Raw genomic sequence first — 21,509 nt, 5'->3', positions numbered from 1 at the left:
CCTTAAATATTAATATTAAGTTCTTGCCAAACATTGAAATACAACAATCTAATAAGTCGATAGGAGGAAATAATCAGCACTATATGTTTAATAACCCTAGCTTATTTCCGTGAAGAAAAAAAAATCTCTCCATAGTTCTATCAGGAATGATCAAAAGAAGAACCCGTGCATTTGATAGCAAACCAATATTAAAACGGAGCTCCAATAGATAGTTATTAATATGCTGAAACTATAAATTGATAACTTACAATTACTACTGAATAAAGACTTATCACATTAGAAAAATATCGTTTACTAATTATTAATCAATAAAGCGACAGGGGATAAAATTTATGTCTGTAAAACCATACGTATCAATTGTACTTCCTTTATATAATAGAGCTGATCTGGTAGAGGCTACTCTATACTCTATTATCCAACAAACATACGTTCATTGGGAAGTAATAGTAATTGATGATGGTTCACAGGATGGCTCATTTGAGATTGTTCAGTCTATGGCCTATAAAGACTCCCGAATTAAATTGTACCGAAGAAACAGAGCCCCTGATGGGGCTCCCACATGTAGGAATATTGGAGTAGAAGAAGCAAGTGGTGAATATGTTATCTTTTTAGATTCTGATGATTTATTAGCTCCTCACTGTATACAAAAAAGAGTAGAAGAATTCACAAATTATCCAAAAAACGATTTTTTGGTTTTCTCAATGCTACTATTCCATCGTCAACCAAAGGATTCAAATATTTTATGGAATATTGATACTGGTGAAGACGATCTTACACGTTTTCTCAGACTAGATACTGTTTGGCAGACAGCTTGCCCAATGTATAAAACTGCATTTTTAAGAAATACCATAGGCTTCAGAGAGGGGCTTCCTTTTTGGCAAGACGTTGAGTTCCATTGCCAAATATTGCTTCGGACTCCTCGTTATAAGAAACTACTTCATATTGTACCTGACTGTTATTATCGCAAACATGATCAGGCTTCAATTAGCCAACAAGGGTTTGCTTTCAAAAAGCAACTCTCCATCAAAGTAAACATATATAAAAAAATTGTACTTGACATAATTCATGAGAATAAGCTTACTCCCTCGAGACAGAACGCAATTATTGCAGTCATGTTTAATTTCTCCAGACAGTTAATTATACAACAACGAGACAAAGTGAGTGCTATTCAATGTTGGGGGTTTCTTAAAGCACATCATCTAATTACCACTATGCACTATAAACTTGGTGTCTACTTTTTAAATTACTTATATTTACACTGCCGTTCAAACAAAAAAGTCTCTATATATTTGCTTGGTTACAAAATGATTTCGATGTTAATCTTAAAAAAGCACAAGGTGATTCCAAGTAAGCTGTGCCAGATAACATACAAATCAATCTCTAAGGTATAAGTCTATGTCTAATCAAGGATTTTAGAAGGGGTATGCTATTAGATCTATGCCATATTAGTACGTATTGAAGCAATATTAATGCATTCTCCAATAAGCGATAAAATGAAGCAACAATTACTATTATTTCTACTAATATGCTTATTTGTAAGTTGTACCGATGAAGATATATTTGACACCCCAAATATATCTATTGACCTTGCAAAGTTAAGCCCTAATGTAAAATCCATGAGTGGCTTCCTACATGGTGTAGGTGAGTCTAAACCATCAGATTCTATCATAGAGAAGCTTCAACCTCGTTTGCTCAGAACAGGAAGTAGAATTCATAGCTTGAAAGAAAGAAAGAAGAAGTTTGGCTCTCAGGTTATTGTTGTACTAAGTGATTTATGGCATGCATATAGTAATGGTAATTCTTTCATGCCATATGAAGACTACGATCGCTATAGAAGTTTTTTGAAAAATGAATTGGACAAAATTGATGACCCTGAAATTATTTTTGATATCTGGAACGAGCCTGATGAAGGTAATTTCTGGATTGGTACTCCAGAGCAATTTTATGAGACTTTTGCAGTAGCACATGATGTGATTAGAGAAAAATATGGTGATGATGCGGTTATAACAGGCCCCAGTTCTCATTGGAAACCCGAATTTATTCAAGCATTTCTTGATTATTGTTTGAATAGAGGTGTTAAACTAGATATTTTATCATGGCATGAATTTCAATCAGGAAACGACCTTTCAAAAGTAAAAGCTAATTTAAATTATGCTCGCAATACCTATATAATAAATTCAAAGTACGCAAGCTTAAACATACGTGAAATTCAAATTAATGAGTACGGATTTCATGATGTTTATCAAGTACCAGCCTCCATGCTTGGCTATTTATATTACCTTGAACGGGGAGGAGCTGATGCAGCCTGTAGAACTTGTTGGTCGCGAGGATGCTGGAACAATACCCTTAGTGGACTCATCACCAGTGATAATATTCCTACCCCCCTTTGGTGGGTGTATAGGGCTTATGCCAGAAGTATAGACCATCGCCTGGTTAGCTCAACTTCGAATAAATATATTACTCCTTTTGCTTACCTAACTCCTGGCGAAGCTACTTTTGCGGAAATTTTAGTAGGTAACCATTATACATCTAGTGTAAATGATATCATTATTAATCTAAATAATATTGACGTAGTTTTCCCAGACCTTGATCAGATTAGAGTCAGTATTATCAAGATACCAGATAGCCAAAGTTCAATAATACCACTTTCTTCATTAGAGTCAGAATTGATAACTGATCAAACTATACCTGTCTCTGATGGTAAGGCAAGGATCAACCTTAATGTCTTGACTAATAATGACGCTTATATTATAGAGCTGTATAAAAACTAAGTTAAACAAAATGAATTTGTTGCAATTATAGCTCAACGATTCATTTTCTCTTTGAACATAATGAATGAAAGCCCTTCTCCCATTGTATCAGTTATTGTTCCCAATTATAACCATGCTCAGTACTTACCTTTACGTTTAGAAACGATCCTAAATCAAACTTTTCAAAACTTTGAAGTTATTATCCTTGATGATGCTTCTAAAGATAATAGTCAGGAAGTCATTCAGCAGCTTGCTTCAACGGACTCCAGAATCAAGGTTTATTTCAATAGAACAAATAGTGGAAGTCCATTTGCTCAGTGGAATAAAGGAGTAAGCCTGGCCTCAGGAAAGTATATCTGGATTGCAGAAAGTGATGACTATGCGGATGAAGCCTTACTTGCTACCCTTCTGCCAAAACTACAAGATTCTAACTTAGAAATCGGACTTGCTTACTGCCAATCAATTAGTGTCGATCAGAATGGTAAATTTCGTAAATCTTTGCAAAGCTGGACCGACGAACTAGATACGGAACGATGGAATCATGATTTTTACAGTAATGGGCATGATGAATGTAGAAACTTTCTTCTTAAAAAGAATACTATTCCAAATGCAAGCGCAGTACTCTTTAAAAAAGAACTATTTGAACAAGCCAATATGGCCAATACAGAATTTAAACGCTGTGGAGATTGGTTAATGTGGATTAAAATACTGTCAATCTCAAATATATATTTTTCAGCAAATCATCTAAACTATTTCCGGCATCATGAAAAATCTACCAGGGCATTTCAAAGTCCCCAGGAGGTTTATAATAGGGTAGCAGAAGAATATTACCTTCTTAATTATGTGTTAGACAAGAAAATTGTTGAACCGACAGATAGTGAATTAGATAAAGTCTTTGATATTTATTTTGAGCGCTCAATGCGATTATTCTCAAACTCTCAAAAGGTCTCAGTATCTTTTATCAAATTCATAAAATTTGCTCAGAAGATAGATAAGTCTATATATAGCCGTTTTAAGAGACATATTCAAAAAAAGCTATTGTCTTAGTGATAAAAACAATAGCTTAAACAACAGAAAATTGCTAGGCTAATCAATCAGTTAACATCCACTCATATTTAGTTCCTATTAAAATTTCCTTAATTTCATCAAAATTTTCAATTGCCTCAGAAAGTGCTTGTGTATTTGTTTTCTTCAGGTTAATCTCTGCGGGAAATGAACCTGCACCTAAAAAGGAACATATTTTTGAATAGCCAATCATAGGATCTGGTAGTACATCATCTTCATAGCTTAAAATCAAATTATCATAGCCTTTCACTGATGACTCAATAATTGCATAATAATTATCAAAATCTTCAAACAAATGAAGTAAAGTTGGCTTTGTTGTATTACCTATTTTAGTATCCTTTACATCCAATATTACCTTCTGCTCCTTAAAACGCTCATTCTGCTTTATATGCCAGACTTTAGCCTTCCAACCCATATATAGAGACAACATTTGTCGTAAATAGTTATTTCTTTTTAACAAAATGAACTTCCCGAAACCAAGTTTTAGCAATTCCTGAAAGTATTGTTCAAATCTCATATTAAGAAGATCTTTCCTTAAATGTTCTTCCTTAAAAGCTTTGGTCTCAAACCCATAAAATTTACACTTTTTTGCATGCAGCTTTATATCAAGCAGCTTTATGGGATCTTTAGTAATTTTAAGTTCAATTAGGCTCCCTACCCTCATCTGTTCAAATACTTCTCCGTCCCAATATATATCTGGATGCTGACTAAGCATATTAGCTAGAATGGTACTCCCACATCTGCCAAAATGGAACATGGCAACATTACCGTGCCTGAAACTCTTAACTTTGCCTTTATTAAGCCGATACTCAATCCAAAACTTAGGCAGCAAAAAAAGATTCTCTTTTATGGTTGATATCATTTAAGTATGAAATAAATATGTTTATGCAGACTTGTTCACAAAAAAACCTCCTCTCAAAATTACTGTAAAAAGTTGTTCCTACAGAAATCTTAGCTCTTAATTTAAAATGTGATCGATATTCCTTCTTAGGCTTTCTATTTACCACCTATTAAAATTTCTACAAGCAAAAAGTGAAAGCAATGGCCATAGTGAAATAAAAAGAAAACCGTAGACTAAATACCGTAATTTTTAGCAAAATTGATACTTACTAAAGTAAGTAGGTGACAATATCTATAATTTGCAAAAGTCTATAAATAAGCTGATTCGTATAAATAATTTTCAGATATTTTCAAGCTCGATATCATACAAGAGGTCTATAACTACTTTTCTATTTCTGTATTGGGCTTATTATTTATACTTCCGACATTGAGATTCAGGTCATTTTAAGTATGATACACTTCCTTACTGTCAAATACATCTGTAAAGCCCATAAACCTTATTGAAAAGGTTACATGATATCTCGTATAGGTTATTATATTACCATATATATTCTAACTAATTTAAAAACTTCTCCTAAGCCAAAGAAGTAATTGATACCGTTATAGACATGTAATAAACTCTTTTATCAATTCTTGAACTAATTAATCTAAGTTGCTACTTAAAATTGAATATATTTGACTGAGCTATATTCCATGATTGTTAAATAGATGTTATACTGACAGCTTTCTAACGTTACTGCATGTATTTGCTTAGCAAATTAGCCCTCATTTCACTGAAGGTATTTTCTAGTTTTTTTCGGTTGTATTTTTTAGCAATAGTATCCACCCCCCCTCATTGAGAGTTTTTTTTATGCTGCGGAGCAAACTCAATGTTTGCTTTTCTTGTTTGTAAAAATTTTACTACCGGAACGCCGACCATACATAATTAGCAAATCCAGCATCTTGCCAAACAATACTACCGTAAAAACGGTCAAAACCTAAGCGAACTAAGGCAAAATGGTTACTATAAGCACTTGGTAAAAGGCTAACCCTATAGGTAAATCGTTCTCACTAAGCACCAAAGCTATTTTGTACCTATAAATGTATTCTTCCCGCGACAATTTTCTTCTTGCAATAACCGCCAACTTACAATGCGTATATTGTGGTATACTCATATAAGAAAAGCGTTTAATGGGTAGCGTTATCTAAAATTAGCTGCATAAAAATATATCATACTAGCAAGCGAAAGCAGTATGCTGACACTAGTGTAATACTATGTAAGCGTCAATTGAAACAAGAAGAGCATAACCTATATGAGCAGTGATAGGCCTGCATATATCGCAAGGCTATGGTCCAAGTACTTCAGAAATATCAAGCTACAATTAGTGGAGTAGTTAGAAGCAGAGCATTATTTACTTTGTGTTGAGTATCCTCACGATGTCCAATACTATGAAAAAAGTTATCCAGAATCACTTATATTGTACTAGTATTCTCGTTGAATATAGATTTAGCAATTTTGAAGTGCGGTAACCTAAAAAAAACACGATCTTCTGCAACATTTCATTTGAGTAGTTTTCTACATGGTATAGTAAAAAGTGTTGGTGATGCATTAGCCTCTACTCTAAATTGTGAAGAAGAGGAAATGCTTTTTCATTATATAAATAAAGAGAAACCTAAACGCAAAGCCTCTCCTAACAATTAGGGACTTATAGTATAAATATAGTAGCAGGCACGAGTATATACCTGATGATAGCATAGAAGTATATAAGCTTTTTTTATGGAAAGCAGGCAGCTTAAAATGTCTTACATATTAAGGAACTTCAAATTAACTAATATGTGCTAAAAAAGTGTACTAGACAATTAGAAGCATTCGGTTACGCATTCATACCTTTGCTACCTCCCTGAAAGAGGTAAATTAGATGTAGTTTACCAAACGTGGAGCTTATACTGTCTACAGGAACAAAGGCTTTTCCGACTTGTTAAATGGACAATCTATATATCTGATACAAGATGATTGACATATAGATATTATGTCAATAGATTATAAAGTTTAACTTCAGATACTTTTATCTTTTTAATGGCAAATTTCTTTGATAATGAGGCAAATATTATGATAGCTAATCGTAGCTCACTGCATAGAACTAATTTTGATATAAGTTTTAATTTATTAAATCAACTCCCATTTTTGCAAAATAAAAAGATCGCATATTTATGATGTAAGTGATTCGTGGCAACAATGAAACATCACTTCAAATTCCACAAATCACTCATTACAAGTTATTGCCATTGTCTCCAGGTAAAGCCAGACTAAAATTAGATTCTTTACTAAATGACAAGCTATATTTGATAAAATTTTTGAGGGGCAGCTATTTTCAGCTAAGAAGTTATAATTCTTATAAGAACTTATTTTTATAATGAAAAGGATCGCGTTTGTATCTACTATGGCCGGTTTTTCGTGGGGAGGAAGCGAAAACTTTTGGGCAAAATCAGCTTTAGAAGCGCTTCAACAAGGTTACACAGTGTTTATTTCCGTATATACCTGGAAGCAACGTCACCCTCTTTTACAAAAACTTCAGGACTCAGGTGCAATTATTCATTTTAGAAAAAGGTATGATCTGGATTCTGCCATCATTTCTAAAGCTCTTAACAAAGTACAGAAAGAATATTTAAATTTTTCTTCTTTTAAAAAAGCTCTTAACAAGTTCCAGCCTGATGTAATCTGTATTAGTCAAGGAGGTAATTATGATATAGTACAGGAAAAGGCAGTATATAAAGCGGTGCAGCATAGTGATATTCCCTATTATATAGTTCCACAGTTTAATCAAGAACACTATACTTTGCCCTACAAAAGCTTTCAAGAAGCGAGAAAAATTTTTTCTAGAGCAAAGGGGGTATGCTTCGTATCTGATAGAAACCGTGAAGTAAGTAAACGACAGCTAGCTTTATCATTAAAAAACTCTAATGTCATATTTGCTCCTCTTAACGTTTCCAAGGATAAGCCTGTGGATTACCCTAAAACGGACCAAACTTATCATTTAGCCTGTGTATCTCGGCTTGACTGTAATTTTAAGGGACAAGATATTCTATTTCAAATATTAGGAAACGAAAAGTGGTATCAAAGAAACTGGAGACTAAACCTTTATGGTAAAGGAGATGACAAAAAGTATTTAGAAGAACTTGCAAAGTTCTTTTCCATACAACAGAAAGTATCATTTAAAGGGCATGTAAATAGCATCCGGGATATCTGGGCAGAGAACCATATCATGGTGATGCCATCCATCGCAGAAGGAACTCCCTGTGCGCTGATGGAAGCAATGCTATGCGGTCGTTCTGCTGTAGCTACTGATGTTGGAGGAAACTCAGAGTTTGTTAAAGAAGGAGAAACAGGTTTTTTGGCAGCTTCTCCTTCACCTAAATATTTCGAAGAGGCTTTGGACAAAGCCTGGGATCAAAGAGAGAACTGGCAATTAATGGGCAACAATGCTTATCAGCTAGCAATTAAAAAAATACATCCTAACCCAGGCAGCCAATTATTAGATTACATTACACAAAACTAAACTCATGTCATCAGGTGTAAGTATTGTTGTTTGCTGTTATAATAGTGCCTCTCGTTTGCCTAAAACATTAGAGCACATAGCACAACAAGAAGTTAAAAAAGATATAGCGTGGGAAGTTATACTCGTAGATAATGCTTCTTCCGACAACACACAAAAAGTAGCAGAGGAAATTTGGAAAAAACACTGTGATAATAAAGAAATCAATATTATTCATGAAGCTTCTCCAGGCCTTAGTAATGCTCGTAACGCAGGTATTCATGCTGCCCGTTATGAATATATAAGTTTTATTGATGATGATAACTGGATATGTAAAAACTGGGTAGAAGATGTATTTGAAACCATGAATGCTGACCCCACAAGAGGCGCTTGTGGAAGCAAAAACATTGCTGCTTTTGACGCAGATCCACCAGATTGGTTTGATACCTTTCAGAATCTATACGCGGTAGGAGAGCAAGCAGCAGAGAAAGGAGTAATACCTGAGACAAAGTATGAATTATGGGGAGCAGGGCTTACAGTGAGAAAATCAATAATGGAGTGTATTAAAAAAAGTAACTTCCGGTCATTATTATCTGACCGCACAGGACAAGATTTAAGCTCTGGAGGAGATGCAGAGCTCTGCTTTTTAATCAAAATTTTAGGGTATAAGCTCTATTACAACCCTGCTTTGTATCTATATCATTATATGCCTCAAGAAAGATTAAACTGGTCTTATGTGCAGAAATTGGCGACCGGATTTTCTAAAGCCAGATTTACCCTTACCTCTTATGATTATTTTTATAGGAAAGCTAATTTTATTGAAAAAAACAGAAATTTATACTTATTGTTTTACTTTTCATATAACCTATTATCTATACCTATAATACTAATCCGCAAACTCAATACATTTAATAATACTAAGAAGAATTTATATCATATCCGGCTCGTTAGAAGATGGGGAATTATTAAATCCTTTAATTTTTCTAATTATGCTAAATTACTTGACGGTATGAAAGTTCAGATACAAGTTTTGAAAAATACTTGTAAGAACACATATTCCCGCTGACCCTTCACTAAATTACGGACCGCTATAAAGCGGAAAATTATCCATTAGATTCTTCTTTGTAATGTACTTCTTAGGGTGTTTTCTATCTAATAGAGCTATGCGATCTGTACTGGTTATATTCCTGCCGCCAACCTTTTATTTTTCGCTAAGGCCTTTGTCTTTCATGGATAAAACCAATTGGCATTCAAATACTCCTCTATTGCATGGCGGTCCGAAAGCTTCCATTGAATACCCGCGGTGGCAGACTTCTCACTATACTGATTATAGATAGTTTTTCTTGATTCGGAGAAGTCTAACGTAAGTCTATTATCATAGGCTACTTATTCAGTACTTTTGATATGTGGACAAAACGGGCGAAATAGGGTTCTTCTTCACTTTTGATACTGCTGGCGAATAGGGGAAATATTAATTTTAGATGATTAATACACTTTATGAGCCTGTTGGTTTATTAAGAATGAAGTTTTATCCTTCTTTCATCCTTAATAGCAATACTATGTCACTACACCCACACACGATTCCTGAAATACCCAATGAGACACCCCGTGTAGGTCGTGCTGTATTTCTACAGGGTAATATATACATGCACCTTAAAGATGAGTTGGGAGCAATATATGAGGATATTTGTTTCACAGATCTGTTTCCCAGACAAGGTCAACCTGCAGAATACCCCTGGCGCTTAGCTTTAGTTACCTTAATGCAATACAAGGCCTATCGGAGCGGCAAGCCACTGATTCTGTAAGGAGTCGCATCGATCGTTCCACGACGGTTGGAAATATGCCTTAAGCCTGGAACTCACTGATGCAGGCTTTGATAGCAGGATGCCGCCCAGCAGTGTATTAAGTGAATTCCGGAGCAGGTTGGTAAAGGGTGGCGCTGAAGAAATGTAGCTAAATATTTTGCTGGAAAAATGTCGGGAGCAAAAATGGGTAAAAGCCCAAGGACGAGAACGAACCGATTCTACTTATGAGTTTGCAGTAAACCGCTTGGTGTGTGTAGCTGAAACTCTAAGAACTGCATTAAATAGCTTAGCCATAGTGTAAGCTTCCCGTAAAAGTGGTCCACCTAAAAGTAGAGTTTTTATCCTGTATTCGCTAAGGCATATTCTACAGGAGTTTGATGGTTAAGCGACTGATGAGGTCGTTCATGATTAAAATCCGTTCTCCATTCCTCTATCATCTTTCTGACCTCATCAAGCGAGCGAAAGATGTAAACATCTAAAAGTTCTTTTCTTAGACTGCCGTTGAGCCGTTCTACATATCCATTTTGGGTAGGTTTCCCAGGTTGAATGAACATTAGTGTTATTTGCCATCGTTCGCACCAGTCGGCTACTCTTTGGCTAATAAATTCCGGACCATTGCATGGCGCCCATTATCTACTCGAAGTGCTTGTGGCAGGCCTCGAGTTTTTCGTAGTTGCTCGAGCACGCGAACTAACCGCTGGGCTGGAAGTGAGGTATCCACCTCCGTAGCTAACACCTCCCTACTACAATCATCCATAATGTTGAGCACTCGAAATTTACGGCCATCCCAGAGCGTATCGCTCAGGTAGTCCAGCGACCACATTTCATTGATAGCGGCAGGCTGATATAGCGGTTGCTTTACTCTAGCAGGTAGCCGCTTTTTGGCTCTCCGACGAATGTTCAATTTCATTTGCTTATAGATTCGGTATACTCGCTTATGGTTCCAGAGGAACGCCTGTTTCCGAAGCCGATAGTAGCACTTCCAAAAACCAATAGAAGGATGTTTCTTAGTAAGAATAGAAAGCTGCTCAATAATTTCGTCATCATTTTTTTCTTTTGCTTGATAAGCGAAACTACTGCGAGGGAGCGATACAACTTGACAGGCCTGTCGTTGGCTGACATGATAGTGATGTATCATATGTCTAACCATCTCCCTTCTTCGCTCAGGCCTTACAGCTTTTTTTCTACTGCATCCTTCAAGGCTTCATGGATCAGGCTTAGATCGGCATACATTCTTTTAAGCCTGCTGTTCTCAGCCTCCAATTCCTTCAATTTTCTCAACTGGCTAGCATCCATACCACCGTACTTAGCTTTCCAATTGTAGAATGTAGCCTCACTGATACCCATTTCTCGGCTAATATCCGATACTTTGGCACCTGCTTCCTGGCGATTGATCGCCGCAATGATCTGAGTCTCGGTAAATCGTGTTTTTTTCATGAGCGTAGGTTGTATTAAAAGTACAAAATGATCAGCTACCGCGCCCTTATCAGGGCTTGCTGACTCTACTTTTAAATGGCCCACTTTCGGGTAATCTCACAATAGTAGCTCCAGATTGGTTGGAAAGGAATAGCCAACCAGAATGGTTAAAAAGGTATGGAAGAAGAGTAGAAGATTTCAAACTGCCTATCGGCAGAAAAAAGAGATAAATATACTCTGCAGGTAGAAATAGATGGATATCAGTTGCTAACACCCTTATATGAAGGAGAGGTATCCGAGTGGTTAGTGCAAATACCTGCCATTAATACCCTACGGCAAGTTTGGCTACAACAATATTATATTCATATAGGAAAACTATGCTGGCGTGGTGAAAAAGAAGGCATACCAACGGCTGCTCATTTTATCAGCTCTCCTTATGATATTGAAGCTTGCTATGCCCGCAAATATACCACTTCATGGGCGGTTGCCGCGCAATAGGCTATAAAGTCTACCTTACTGAAACTTGTGAAGATGATCAGCCTTATCTCATTACTCATGTTGCTATAAGTGCCGGCCCCATTGCCGATGGAGATACTACAGACCAGATTCATAAATCATTACAAAATAAAAATTTATTACCGGGTCTCGCCAGACCAGCTACTCATATTGTAGATACAGGTTATTTGGATGCTAAACTATTGCTTACCAATAGGCAGAATTATAATATAGATTTACTGGGACATACCAGGCCTGATTACAGGTGGCAAGCTCGCGCAAAAGAAGGCTTTGCGGCAGCAGATTTTCATGTGGATCGGCAGCCGACGCTGTGGCAGAAACAGCAGGATACCTGTCCTGAAGGAAAAATTAGTGCGAGTTGTTCTGAAGTCATGGATACCCATGGCCAGGAGACGGTTAAGATCAAGTTTGCTCAAAAGACTGTCTCATCTGTCCTAGCTGGTCTAAGTGTACCACTGCAAGGCGAAGAACTATTACTTTCCGAGAGCCTCCTCAGCATTAAGCATTACTGAGAGCAAGGGTGCTCCACACCGGAAAAGAGAAAAAACAGAAAAATATAAAGCAGAATATGTAAGGCGTGCCGGTATTGAAGCACTATCTCACAGGAAGTGCGTACCTATAGTTTACGACGTGCTAAATATGTAGGCTTGGCTAAAAAAGGCTATTAACTTTACCCTTATCAACAATTGGTTGTTAGGTATACCGTTAAAAACCGTTTATCTACTTTTGAAAAGCTTATGAAGCCATCAATAGCTTTTTGAGTAATTCGCCAGCAGTATCACTTTTGGTTAAAGCATTGTCTAAGTACTTTTTAGTCATACTGAGTCCAACACAACTTTCGGCAACTTATCAGGAGTCTGGCAAATAAAGCAGATTCTGCTGTAAATTGACATTTTATCTTTATTCTTAAATTGTTGACGCTAATATTAGCCTCACCTAATACCAGTCCCTCTTCCCATGCAATTGTTGACATTAGATGCATATCGGGTTGATGCAAGCGCCGTTTCTAAAGTTTATACTCAATCAACAATGAAGCATAGGTATTACCGAGATTTACGAATAAAAACAATAAACGTGAGTTTATCACCTAGATCTTCCAATATGTTATATTAACTTGTTTTATCATTTTTTCAGTATTTTAACAACTGCAGCCTTACCCGTTTCACCCGTTATATTAAGAATATAGCTACCACTTTCTCCGTCTATATACAGTTCAATCTTTTTCTGATTTTCAAAAGGTTTCTCTAAAGTCGTTTTCCCTGAAACATCAGTAATTCTAATGAGACCATCGGATTGCTTGTCACCAATACTAATTGTTAAATGCCCTTCTGTAGGATTAGGATAGATGTTTAGCTCACTTCCAAAGTCATTCTTCTCAATACCAGTAATTATTTCAGGCTCAACAACTTTCACCTCAGACCTCACTGAGCAATTGTTTTTCGTAATTATTACGCTATATGTACCTGCTTCTTTAGGAATATATGACTGACTTGTTTCTCCTTCAATAATAGAACTACCCTGCTCATGGACTAGCCATTGATAAGTTGCTGCTTCATCTTCATTTGCTATTAAAACAGAGTCAATAACAGATATCGTAGTATCTATTTTATTTACTACTATGTGCGTAATAATGGTACTATCAAGAGTATTAGAAGCAATAAACTGGCTTGAATGAGTCATAGAAGAATCTATGTTTGTAAGAGAGGTTCCATCTGGAAAAATATAACTATCGCCCTCACATACAACTACTTCTTCTTCAGTAGTATAAGGTTGAAGGCTCATAATCCAACTTTTTAGAACTTTCAGATAACCTACATCTAAAGTATTTCTTCCTATCGGAGGCATTTTGTTTTCACTTAAACTATTGTCTCTTAGCCAAAGCTCCGATGAATCCAAATCATGCGGCTTAACAACTTTGTTTCCTGTCAAAGAGTTTCGTCCTACAATATCTTGATTTATCAGTCCTTGCAAACTTAATGGTGTACTACTTCTGGCATCAAATGCAGCCTCTACTCCTTCTGGCCTATGACAATAAGAACAATTAGCATCTAAATATGACTTAACCCTAACTTCTAATGTAGCAGTTGTATCATGAATGCTTGCTAATGCAGGTAATGTGGAAAATTCAACACTATCTAAATTTTCAGAAAACAACTCTAAATGATTCCAGGTTCTTAACTGATTATCTCGTATTCCAGTGCTTTCATATAGTTTTTCTTTGTTAAGCTGAGAGGTCTTAACTCCTAAAACTTGTCCTGCATTACCATTATGACAGGTTATACATTGATCTCTGGAAGGGAAATTCCATGTTTGAGATATTTTAACTCCTTCTTTTATGAGAGTGAACTCTTTACTTATCAATTCACCATTATCAATCAATTCTGCATCTGTTCCTTCTTGATTCCATTTGTAAGTTAGCCCATACCCTTTTCCTTCTTCATCTATGATGAAGAATCTGGTTTCCAACCTGATGGCTGAATCTTTTTTTACTGGTAACTCGAAATGCTTAATAAAAACTGTCCCTACAGGAAACTCCCATGTAGAATCTTGTGAATAGCTAATACCTTTTGATTTATTTGGAATAGAAATCCATCGCTTTTTATGTGCTCCATCTGACCATAAGGGAGAGTTTACTTCATATGGAATAATTCCTGGAGAAGGCGTTAATTTCCCCATATCACTAAAAGCTTTAGTCTCGGACAAAAGTTTAGGGATTTTATTAGTTGTGGGTGCAATTAATTTAAAAATTACCCCACGAAGAGTTAAAATGTATATGTTTCCACTCGAGTCATTTAAAAGAGAAACTATTCCTCCTCCTTTACCTCCTGAATTACTAAGCTGTGTTACGGTATTTCCATTTTCAGGGTCTAAAGCCCATATATTTCTGCTTACAAAATCTGCAAAGATATACTTATTATTCAGTGAAGGATATTTATCTCCTCTATATACAAAACCTCCAATTATTGCGCCTCCCAGGTCTCTTCCATAGTCAAATATTGGCGGAGTTTCAGTTCCTATAAGTACTTTCGGTTTACTTTTTAAGAAATTTTTTGTCCCTTCTTTATATGCCCATTGAGCATTGCTTCCCTTTTTGATCAAGCTAATTTCTTCCCTCGCTGCTTGCCCTACATCTGCTACCCAAATATTTTCAGTTAATGTATCATAGTACATTTTGTGAGGACTTCTAAATCCAATTGCAAAAAACTCTTCCAAATAGTCCCCTTCTTCACTCAACCAAGGATTATCATTTGGAATCATATAATGATCGTTAATGTTATCTGGAAAACTTTCTGGCTTGTAGGGAGTTTGAGGGTACCTCCTTATAGGATGGCTTCTAGATGAATCCATGTCTACATCAATTCTAATAATTCCACCAAATAGTGCCGAATTAATTTTCTGAGAGTTTCCAAAATGATCGTTAGGTTCACCTTCATCTCCTAGTGATACATATAGGTAGCCTTCGTTATCAAAGAACATGTCTCCTCCATTATGTATATAGCTTCTATCATATTGCTGAATCAATATTTCTTCTGAAGATGAAATAATAGAATCCAAATTTTCTGAAAATTTAAACCTTGATAAACGATCATACAATGGTTCTTCATAGTTTTTATACTTATATGTATAAAATATATAAATTTCTCTAGCATGTATACTGGAGGTATCATTAAACTTTGGATGAAAAGCAATACCTAATAGTCCATCGTCTCCACTTGCCTCTACTTTTTTATTAATATTGAGTACTAACCTAGGTTCTCCATTACTTTCATCGTTATCAAAAATCCATATTTTACCTGCCTTTCCTAATGCTAATAACTTGTTAGAGCCTGGCACCTCAACTAAATCATTTATTGGAAAATGTGAAAAATTAGGAAAAACTTGCTCTAGAGTCCAAGTAGTAGTAGTAGAGCCCAATCTTGGGAAGACTCCATCTAAAAACTCCTCTTTCAAAGAGACTTGATCTAACCCATAATCTAGGGGAGAGAACAGTATAAATGAATAAATTAATAAAGCTAAAGATAAAAGAGAAGCTTTTTGTATTTTTCCGTTCATCGGCAAATTCAGTAAACAAAGGCCACATACGTCCTTCTAAATAATCACAAATATACTAGCGAACTCATTTTTTTAGCAAACACATGTAATATCACTGTATAAAATCTCTCTAAATTATGAAGAGTTACTCAACTAATAAATAGTTACTAAACAACTTTATCTATAGTAGAAATATTCTCAGAATACAATAACTCCTTATATTTGCTTCATAAATAGTATTACTATCCAAGAAACTAAGGTTTTATTTATTAGCAATAAGTTTATTTCCTTAGACAAAAGAAAGGTTTGGCAAATGACTGCACCTAATTTTATTACTTTTATCTAAATAAAAGTCGTCTTGGAAAGTACTACTTCCTTACTTTATGCTCTTTAAAAGTGAAATTACTAAAAGACCTTTGTTTTATGTTTAGAGTTAGACAAACAGCCAAGTCTAATTCAAATATGTATATATAGTACTACAAGCAATATCATATTCAATATCAGCAAACCCATGTTCAGATACTACCGAAAGTGAAATTTAAAAAAATCAAACAATTGTCTCCCTTAACTCATAAAATGGGTCTGCTTCACTTTCATAACCTAACTTAACTATATGCCTTCTGACTATATCATATTAGATAAAAGGTTTTCTACTACCCGCCGTCTTTTCACTGCCCCCCCTTTAAAGAACCCTAAATATGTTGACTTATCTTATAACCATCATAGAAATAAAGGAGGTCTTAGAACTAAGGGTTATTTTAAACGAACAACTAAAAGTACTCCGTTAGTAAGTATCATTACAGTGGTGTTTAACGGAGAGCAGTACCTTTCTTCTACTATATTGAGTATTATCAATCAGGATTATGATAACATAGAATATATTATTATCGATGGAGGGTCCACGGATAAGACTCTTAAGATTATTCAAGAATATGAAGAGCAAATTGATTTTTGGATAAGTGAGACAGATAATGGCATAAGTGATGCTTTTAATAAGGGTATCAGATTAGCAAGTGGGGATTTACTAATGTTTTTAAACGCTGATGATTTTTTGCTCTCTACAAATAGCATTCAGACTGCAATGCTTCAGATTGACCATCGTTATCTTTTGCACTGGTTTCGGACAGGTTTTATTACAGAAAACGGTAATAAGTTGTATTCATTCAATTATCATTTTAACAAAAATTCTCTGTACTTGCGAAGAACCTATCCACAGCCCAGTATGCTATATCATAGCACTGTTTTTGATAAAATAGGCCTATTTGATATTAAGTTAAAGAATACAATGGATACTGAGTTGTTAATTAGAGCAGCTGTAGCTAATGTCATGATTAAGTCATATGAGCAAATTATTTCTGTTATGCGCCTTGGGGGAATCAGTGATAAAGCTATTCACCAAACCATTCTTGAAGGGTTTATTATAAGGAGAAAGCACATTGGTTTGTTTTATGCTTTAATATTTACATCATTCCGCTGGTTCAAACAAAAAGTAAAATGGATTTTAAAATCCCTCTTAAAATAAGCTTCAATAAGCTTTTCTATAATCTAGTCATCGCCATATTTTCAGTAATTTTTCTGCAACAAGTGCTAGTAGTAAATGTAGGAGGAAGCTTTAAGTTTTATGAGCTGTTTGCATTAATCATACTGTTTTTCTTTTTATTAAGAGGCAAAAATTTTTATATATACTCCAAATTTTCCCTCCTACTATTTCTGTTTTTTATCATAGCTACTTTACCTGGAACCTTCAAACAGTACCTAATGCTTGAAGAACTGCAAGGTTTTTATAACCATTTTCCCGAGGCTAAAGGGTCATTGCGTTTTAACATGATGATAGCCCCAGTAATTGTATATTTTTACTATATCATATGCTGGCTAGTTATCAATACTATTGATGGATCAAGAAAAGTTTATGATAATAAAGAAAAGATTATCAGGCTTTTTGTAATGGTAGGCACATTTACTTCCATCTATGCTTTATATGGATTTTTCTTTGTGCGTCTTCTTGGATTTCCAGACCTAGTTCCTGATATGGTTGATAACCGAAACCATCGACCAGATTATGAATTTCGTACTTCTGGTTTCTCGTCTGAAGCAGGAGACTTGGCGTTTATGCTATCCTGGGTAATGATTTACCTTTTATACTACAAAAATTTATTCTCCAAACGAAAAACTATAACATTACAGATAATTAATGGTGTAGCCTTGCTCCTAACTTTTTCCTCAAATTTATTAGCTTTTTTCCTTGCCGTGTTAATCAGTATACTCGTATTTGACAGCCTGAGTAAGAAAATAAAAGTTTCAGTCATTTTAATCTCCCTAGGCTTATCTGCCTTTTTAGTATTACTTAACTCAGGCTATTATGAGCTTTTCAGGTATGTGTTTTATCAAAAGTTAGTACATCTTTTTGAAAAGCCAACTCAGGTATCTTCTACAGGGAGCATGCGTGCTTACCATATCCATATGGGACTAGACCTCTTTAAAGATAACCCACTATTTGGAGTAGGAGGGGGGAACTCTGTTTTTCACTTATGGAAATATGATTCTCTATTAAGTGCCCAGCAGGATGGAGTCAAAAGTGGATTAGTTAAGGTAATCGCTGAAACAGGTATATTTGGAGCGCTGTGCTTTTATGGTTTTTATATCTACTATTTTATTCAGATACTAATAAGGCGCCACCTAACAAACAATCCTCTAATAAAAATAGGTTTTATCGGAGGGTGTACAACCTTTTTAATGTTAGCTTCTTTATACCCAGTATATAGTATATTTCTTTGGGTTAATATAGCACTTGTTCTTAATGAGTTAAAATTTATGAAAGAAAAGACAAACAGCTTAATCTTGGAAAATGCATAGAACTCTAGCTAAAAATGTAATTGTTCTTGAAGATTCACATAAAGTTTCTTTCGGAGGAGGGCAAAAAGGCACACTTGAAGTTATGGAGGCACTAAGTTCATCTTACCATATTTACTTGTTTGACTCCACAAAGCAATCTGGCTTCTACCAAAAAGCAATTCAAAGAAAATATAAAGTCTATCAATTATATTCTTTTGGCAAAATTGTAGGAGGGAAAAAAGCTTCTTTTAGCATTGGTATTCTCGAGGTTTTGCTATATCCTATCTTTACCTTTTTAAATATTCTCAAGCTTGTTTTCTTTCTAAAAAAGAGAAAGCTCACTCGTCATAATACTGTTGTTTATACCTCTGCAAAAAAAATGCTGGCCCCTACTTTATTTATCCATAAAATATTTAAAATCAAGTATGTCTATCATGCCAGAAATTATTATGACCGTAATTCATTCTACTTTAAGGTCTTAACTTTTTTATTGTCAAAGGCAACACTGGTAATAAGTGTATCTCATACTGTTTTACAAAATTTGGGGCACCCTCGTAGTATCGTTATTTATAACCCTATTAAACTTAATACCCCCTTACCTTCTCCCAGGCAAATAGATCCAACTAAAGTAATTGTAGCCGCTTTTGCATCCCTGATACCTTGGAAAGGACTAGAATATTTTATGAAAAGCTTTTCCTTTTTAAGAAACAAGAACAATGTTCAATACCATATTTATGGAAAAGGTCAAGAGCAGAAGTATTTGTCTAAATTAACCAATGACCAAGTTTTACTGAAAGGCTTTACAGATAAAACAGAAGAGATTATGGAAGGACAAGTTAATATCATTTGTGTTCCTTCTATTTCAGAAGAAGCTTTTGGTAGGGTCTCAATTGAAGGCTTTAAGTTTGGAATACCAGCTATCAGCACTAACATAGGAGGGCAAAAAGAGTTAATCAAAGATAATTTTAACGGATTCCATGTTCCAATTATGGATCCCAAAGCCATAGCAGAGAAAATAGATTATCTTATTGAAAACCCTACCATTTATACCGAGCTCTCACAAAATGCTTTGGCTTACGTCAAAGAGTTTGATTACACCTCTTTTTCCAAAAGAATTAAAACCCAGTTTGACAATATCTTCTCAAATCAGATTTCATAATTTTTTTTAATACGTTTCTATGTTAGAAGGATGGTATAATGTAAAAGACTTTGGAGCAAAAGGTAATGGAGAACATGATGATACTCAAGGTATTGTTAATACCATTGAAGAAGCCAAAAAAAAATCATCTATAACTGGCTCAAACTTCCGTAGCCAGGGGGTAGTGTATTTTCCTCCTGGAGTATATAGAGTAAGTGCTCCAATTATAGTCACAAACCATGAGTATTATGGATGTAGAATTGAGGGGGCAAATGCAGAGAGTGTTAAAATCGTTCCCAAATCCAACCTGAGTAATCTAAATAAAGTTTTTGTCTTTATGGGAGGTTCAGGAGCATTTAGTAACGTAGGGATTAAAAATATGACTATTAGTTGTGAAAATCAATATTATAATGCTCCAGGTAACTGTGTCGGTATCTATATTGACGGCCAATGTTTTGCTAACTTTGAGAACATAAGGTTCAAAAAATTGAAGTATGGTGTATGGTTACATAATGAATCAGCTCGCGCATATAGCGAACTGAATCAATTTCATCAGATAGAGTTTTCATTCTGCGAAAATGGGATACGTATAGAGCAAGGGAAGGGTAGTCACAGTTTTCATGGAAATGACTTTAATAATTGTTATTTTAATGTTGGGGCCAAGCAGATTGGGTTTAATCATACTTCTGGTTTTTTTTACAACGCACGTTTTCGTTTATTCTTTTGGGGACATACAACTGAATCTACTTATATCAATGCCAATGGAAACGCAATTGATAATATAGGAGATATAACCTATGAATCTTTTAAGCCTGGTAAAATTACAGGTAAAGGACGGTTTTGGTTTAATGGGTTTATTAGAGGAAGAGGCACTCCAAATAATGGACTCGTGGACAAAACAGTACCTCCTCGTCCATGGGAGAAAGTATTTGCTTGTGATAATTACTGGAAAAAAGAAAAGTATGCTGATTCAGAAATGTCTGCAGGGCCCATTAACTCCCCAAATAGTTCGTTTAATGGCCCTTTCGGATTTTTTCAATCTCTTACCAAAAAAAATGTAGAATCAGTGGTCTTAAATACGTATGCGGGATCATCAGAAAATGGCCTTTACCTAGGAAGATCTCGCTTTAAGCAGGAAGTAAATCAAGCTAACCTAGGACTATTCTTATCTGGTCAGGGAGATAAGATTCAGTCATACCATCGTGACTATTTAAACATAGAAAGCAATAAGGGACTTTCAATTACTGCAGGATCTACTACTGGCTTTAAAATTACATCAGGCTTTATCCGTACTTCTGGTGGAAGCAAGAATACTTATGAGTGGAAGGATATTATGAAGTTTAATACTTTCATTGGAGGAAGACTTTTTGCTGTGGATGAAAAAGCAAGCGAGTCAACATGTTTAATAGCAAACATTATGTGGAATAAAAAAGAGAAATCCATAGACATATTAAATGAGTCTATTAAAAGGGATAAGAAAAGATTAGAACATATAAGTATCCAATTCAAGTCTAAGGAAGATAATATACTTCAGTTAGGAACAAATTATTCAGAAGAGACTACTGTAAAGTGGTTTTTTGATGGAGTAGTATGGTGATTCGCA

General features: G+C 35.2%; 14 protein-coding genes and 1 pseudogene. 12 read left to right on the top strand and 3 right to left on the bottom strand.

The annotated features are described in order from the left end of the window. Positions 1–332 precede the first annotated feature (332 nt). The 3 genes from PZB74_RS09095 to PZB74_RS09085 all read left to right on the top strand — a co-directional run bounded on the left by PZB74_RS09095 (position 333) and on the right by PZB74_RS09085 (position 3,797). Positions 333–1,391 (top strand): glycosyltransferase family 2 protein, encoded by a 1,059-nt coding sequence (locus PZB74_RS09095; RefSeq protein ID WP_302242273.1) that lies wholly within the window; start codon positions 333–335, stop codon positions 1,389–1,391. 102 nt (positions 1,392–1,493) lie between these two features. After that, positions 1,494–2,771 (top strand): GH39 family glycosyl hydrolase, encoded by a 1,278-nt coding sequence (locus PZB74_RS09090; RefSeq protein ID WP_302242272.1) that lies wholly within the window; start codon positions 1,494–1,496, stop codon positions 2,769–2,771. Positions 2,772–2,831: 60 nt separating this feature from the next. Next, positions 2,832–3,797 (top strand): glycosyltransferase family 2 protein, encoded by a 966-nt coding sequence (locus PZB74_RS09085; protein ID WP_302242271.1) that lies wholly within the window; start codon positions 2,832–2,834, stop codon positions 3,795–3,797. A gap of 43 nt (positions 3,798–3,840) precedes the next feature. Here PZB74_RS09085 and PZB74_RS09080 read toward each other — a convergent pair whose 3' ends face one another. Beyond that, positions 3,841–4,677, bottom strand: coding sequence for a sulfotransferase family protein (locus PZB74_RS09080; protein ID WP_302242269.1), 837 nt, complete (start codon positions 4,675–4,677; stop codon positions 3,841–3,843). A gap of 2,371 nt (positions 4,678–7,048) precedes the next feature. On the opposite strand from PZB74_RS09080, the gene PZB74_RS09075 reads away from it, so the two are divergent. From PZB74_RS09075 to PZB74_RS09065, 3 genes are all read left to right on the top strand, one after another. After that, on the top strand, positions 7,049–8,191 hold the full coding sequence (locus PZB74_RS09075) for a glycosyltransferase (RefSeq protein WP_302242268.1): 1,143 nt from the start codon (positions 7,049–7,051) through the stop codon (positions 8,189–8,191). Positions 8,192–8,195: 4 nt separating this feature from the next. Further along, positions 8,196–9,233 (top strand): glycosyltransferase, encoded by a 1,038-nt coding sequence (locus PZB74_RS09070; RefSeq protein ID WP_302242267.1) that lies wholly within the window; start codon positions 8,196–8,198, stop codon positions 9,231–9,233. 493 nt (positions 9,234–9,726) lie between these two features. After that, positions 9,727–9,972, top strand: a complete 246-nt coding sequence (locus PZB74_RS09065; protein ID WP_302242266.1) for a hypothetical protein — start codon at positions 9,727–9,729, stop codon at positions 9,970–9,972. Between the two features lie 338 nt (positions 9,973–10,310). Here PZB74_RS09065 and PZB74_RS09060 read toward each other — a convergent pair. Then, positions 10,311–11,409: pseudogene (locus PZB74_RS09060) on the bottom strand (IS3 family transposase). Between the two features lie 243 nt (positions 11,410–11,652). Here PZB74_RS09060 and PZB74_RS09055 point away from each other — a divergent pair. Together PZB74_RS09055 and PZB74_RS09050 are read left to right on the top strand one after the other, a co-directional pair. Further along, a complete protein-coding gene (locus PZB74_RS09055; protein ID WP_302242265.1) occupies positions 11,653–11,886 on the top strand; it encodes a hypothetical protein in 234 nt (77 codons plus the stop codon). Beyond that, on the top strand, positions 11,865–12,416 hold the full coding sequence (locus tag PZB74_RS09050; protein ID WP_302242264.1) for a hypothetical protein: 552 nt from the start codon (positions 11,865–11,867) through the stop codon (positions 12,414–12,416). Before PZB74_RS09055 ends, PZB74_RS09050 begins: the two co-directional genes overlap by 22 nt. A gap of 610 nt (positions 12,417–13,026) precedes the next feature. On the opposite strand, the gene PZB74_RS09045 is transcribed toward PZB74_RS09050, so the two are convergent. Continuing rightward, entirely contained in the window at positions 13,027–15,957 is a 2,931-nt protein-coding gene (locus tag PZB74_RS09045) for a PQQ-dependent sugar dehydrogenase (protein ID WP_302242262.1), read from the bottom strand. Between the two features lie 592 nt (positions 15,958–16,549). Here PZB74_RS09045 and PZB74_RS09040 point away from each other — a divergent pair. Genes PZB74_RS09040 through PZB74_RS09025 form a run of 4 tightly spaced genes read left to right on the top strand, consistent with a single transcriptional unit; the run spans position 16,550 to position 21,503 of the window. Continuing rightward, complete coding sequence (locus PZB74_RS09040; protein WP_302242261.1) at positions 16,550–17,458, top strand: glycosyltransferase family 2 protein; 909 nt, start codon at positions 16,550–16,552, stop codon at positions 17,456–17,458. Beyond that, the gene (locus PZB74_RS09035) at positions 17,431–18,789 is read left to right on the top strand and encodes an O-antigen ligase family protein (RefSeq protein WP_302242260.1); all 1,359 of its coding nucleotides are present in this window, start codon (positions 17,431–17,433) and stop codon (positions 18,787–18,789) included. Before PZB74_RS09040 ends, PZB74_RS09035 begins: the two co-directional genes overlap by 28 nt. Further along, the gene (locus tag PZB74_RS09030; RefSeq protein ID WP_302242259.1) at positions 18,782–19,927 is read left to right on the top strand and encodes a glycosyltransferase family 4 protein; all 1,146 of its coding nucleotides are present in this window, start codon (positions 18,782–18,784) and stop codon (positions 19,925–19,927) included. Before PZB74_RS09035 ends, PZB74_RS09030 begins: the two co-directional genes overlap by 8 nt. Positions 19,928–19,946: 19 nt before the next feature. Next, complete coding sequence (locus PZB74_RS09025; protein WP_302242258.1) at positions 19,947–21,503, top strand: glycosyl hydrolase family 28-related protein; 1,557 nt, start codon at positions 19,947–19,949, stop codon at positions 21,501–21,503. Positions 21,504–21,509: the final 6 nt, after the last annotated feature.

It is taken from the genome of Porifericola rhodea, from assembly GCF_030506305.1.
Classification (GTDB): Bacteria; Bacteroidota; Bacteroidia; order Cytophagales; family Cyclobacteriaceae; genus Catalinimonas; species Catalinimonas rhodea.
The sequence above is the reverse complement of the archived record's forward strand: the minus strand, read 5'-3'. Positions and strand labels throughout refer to the sequence as shown.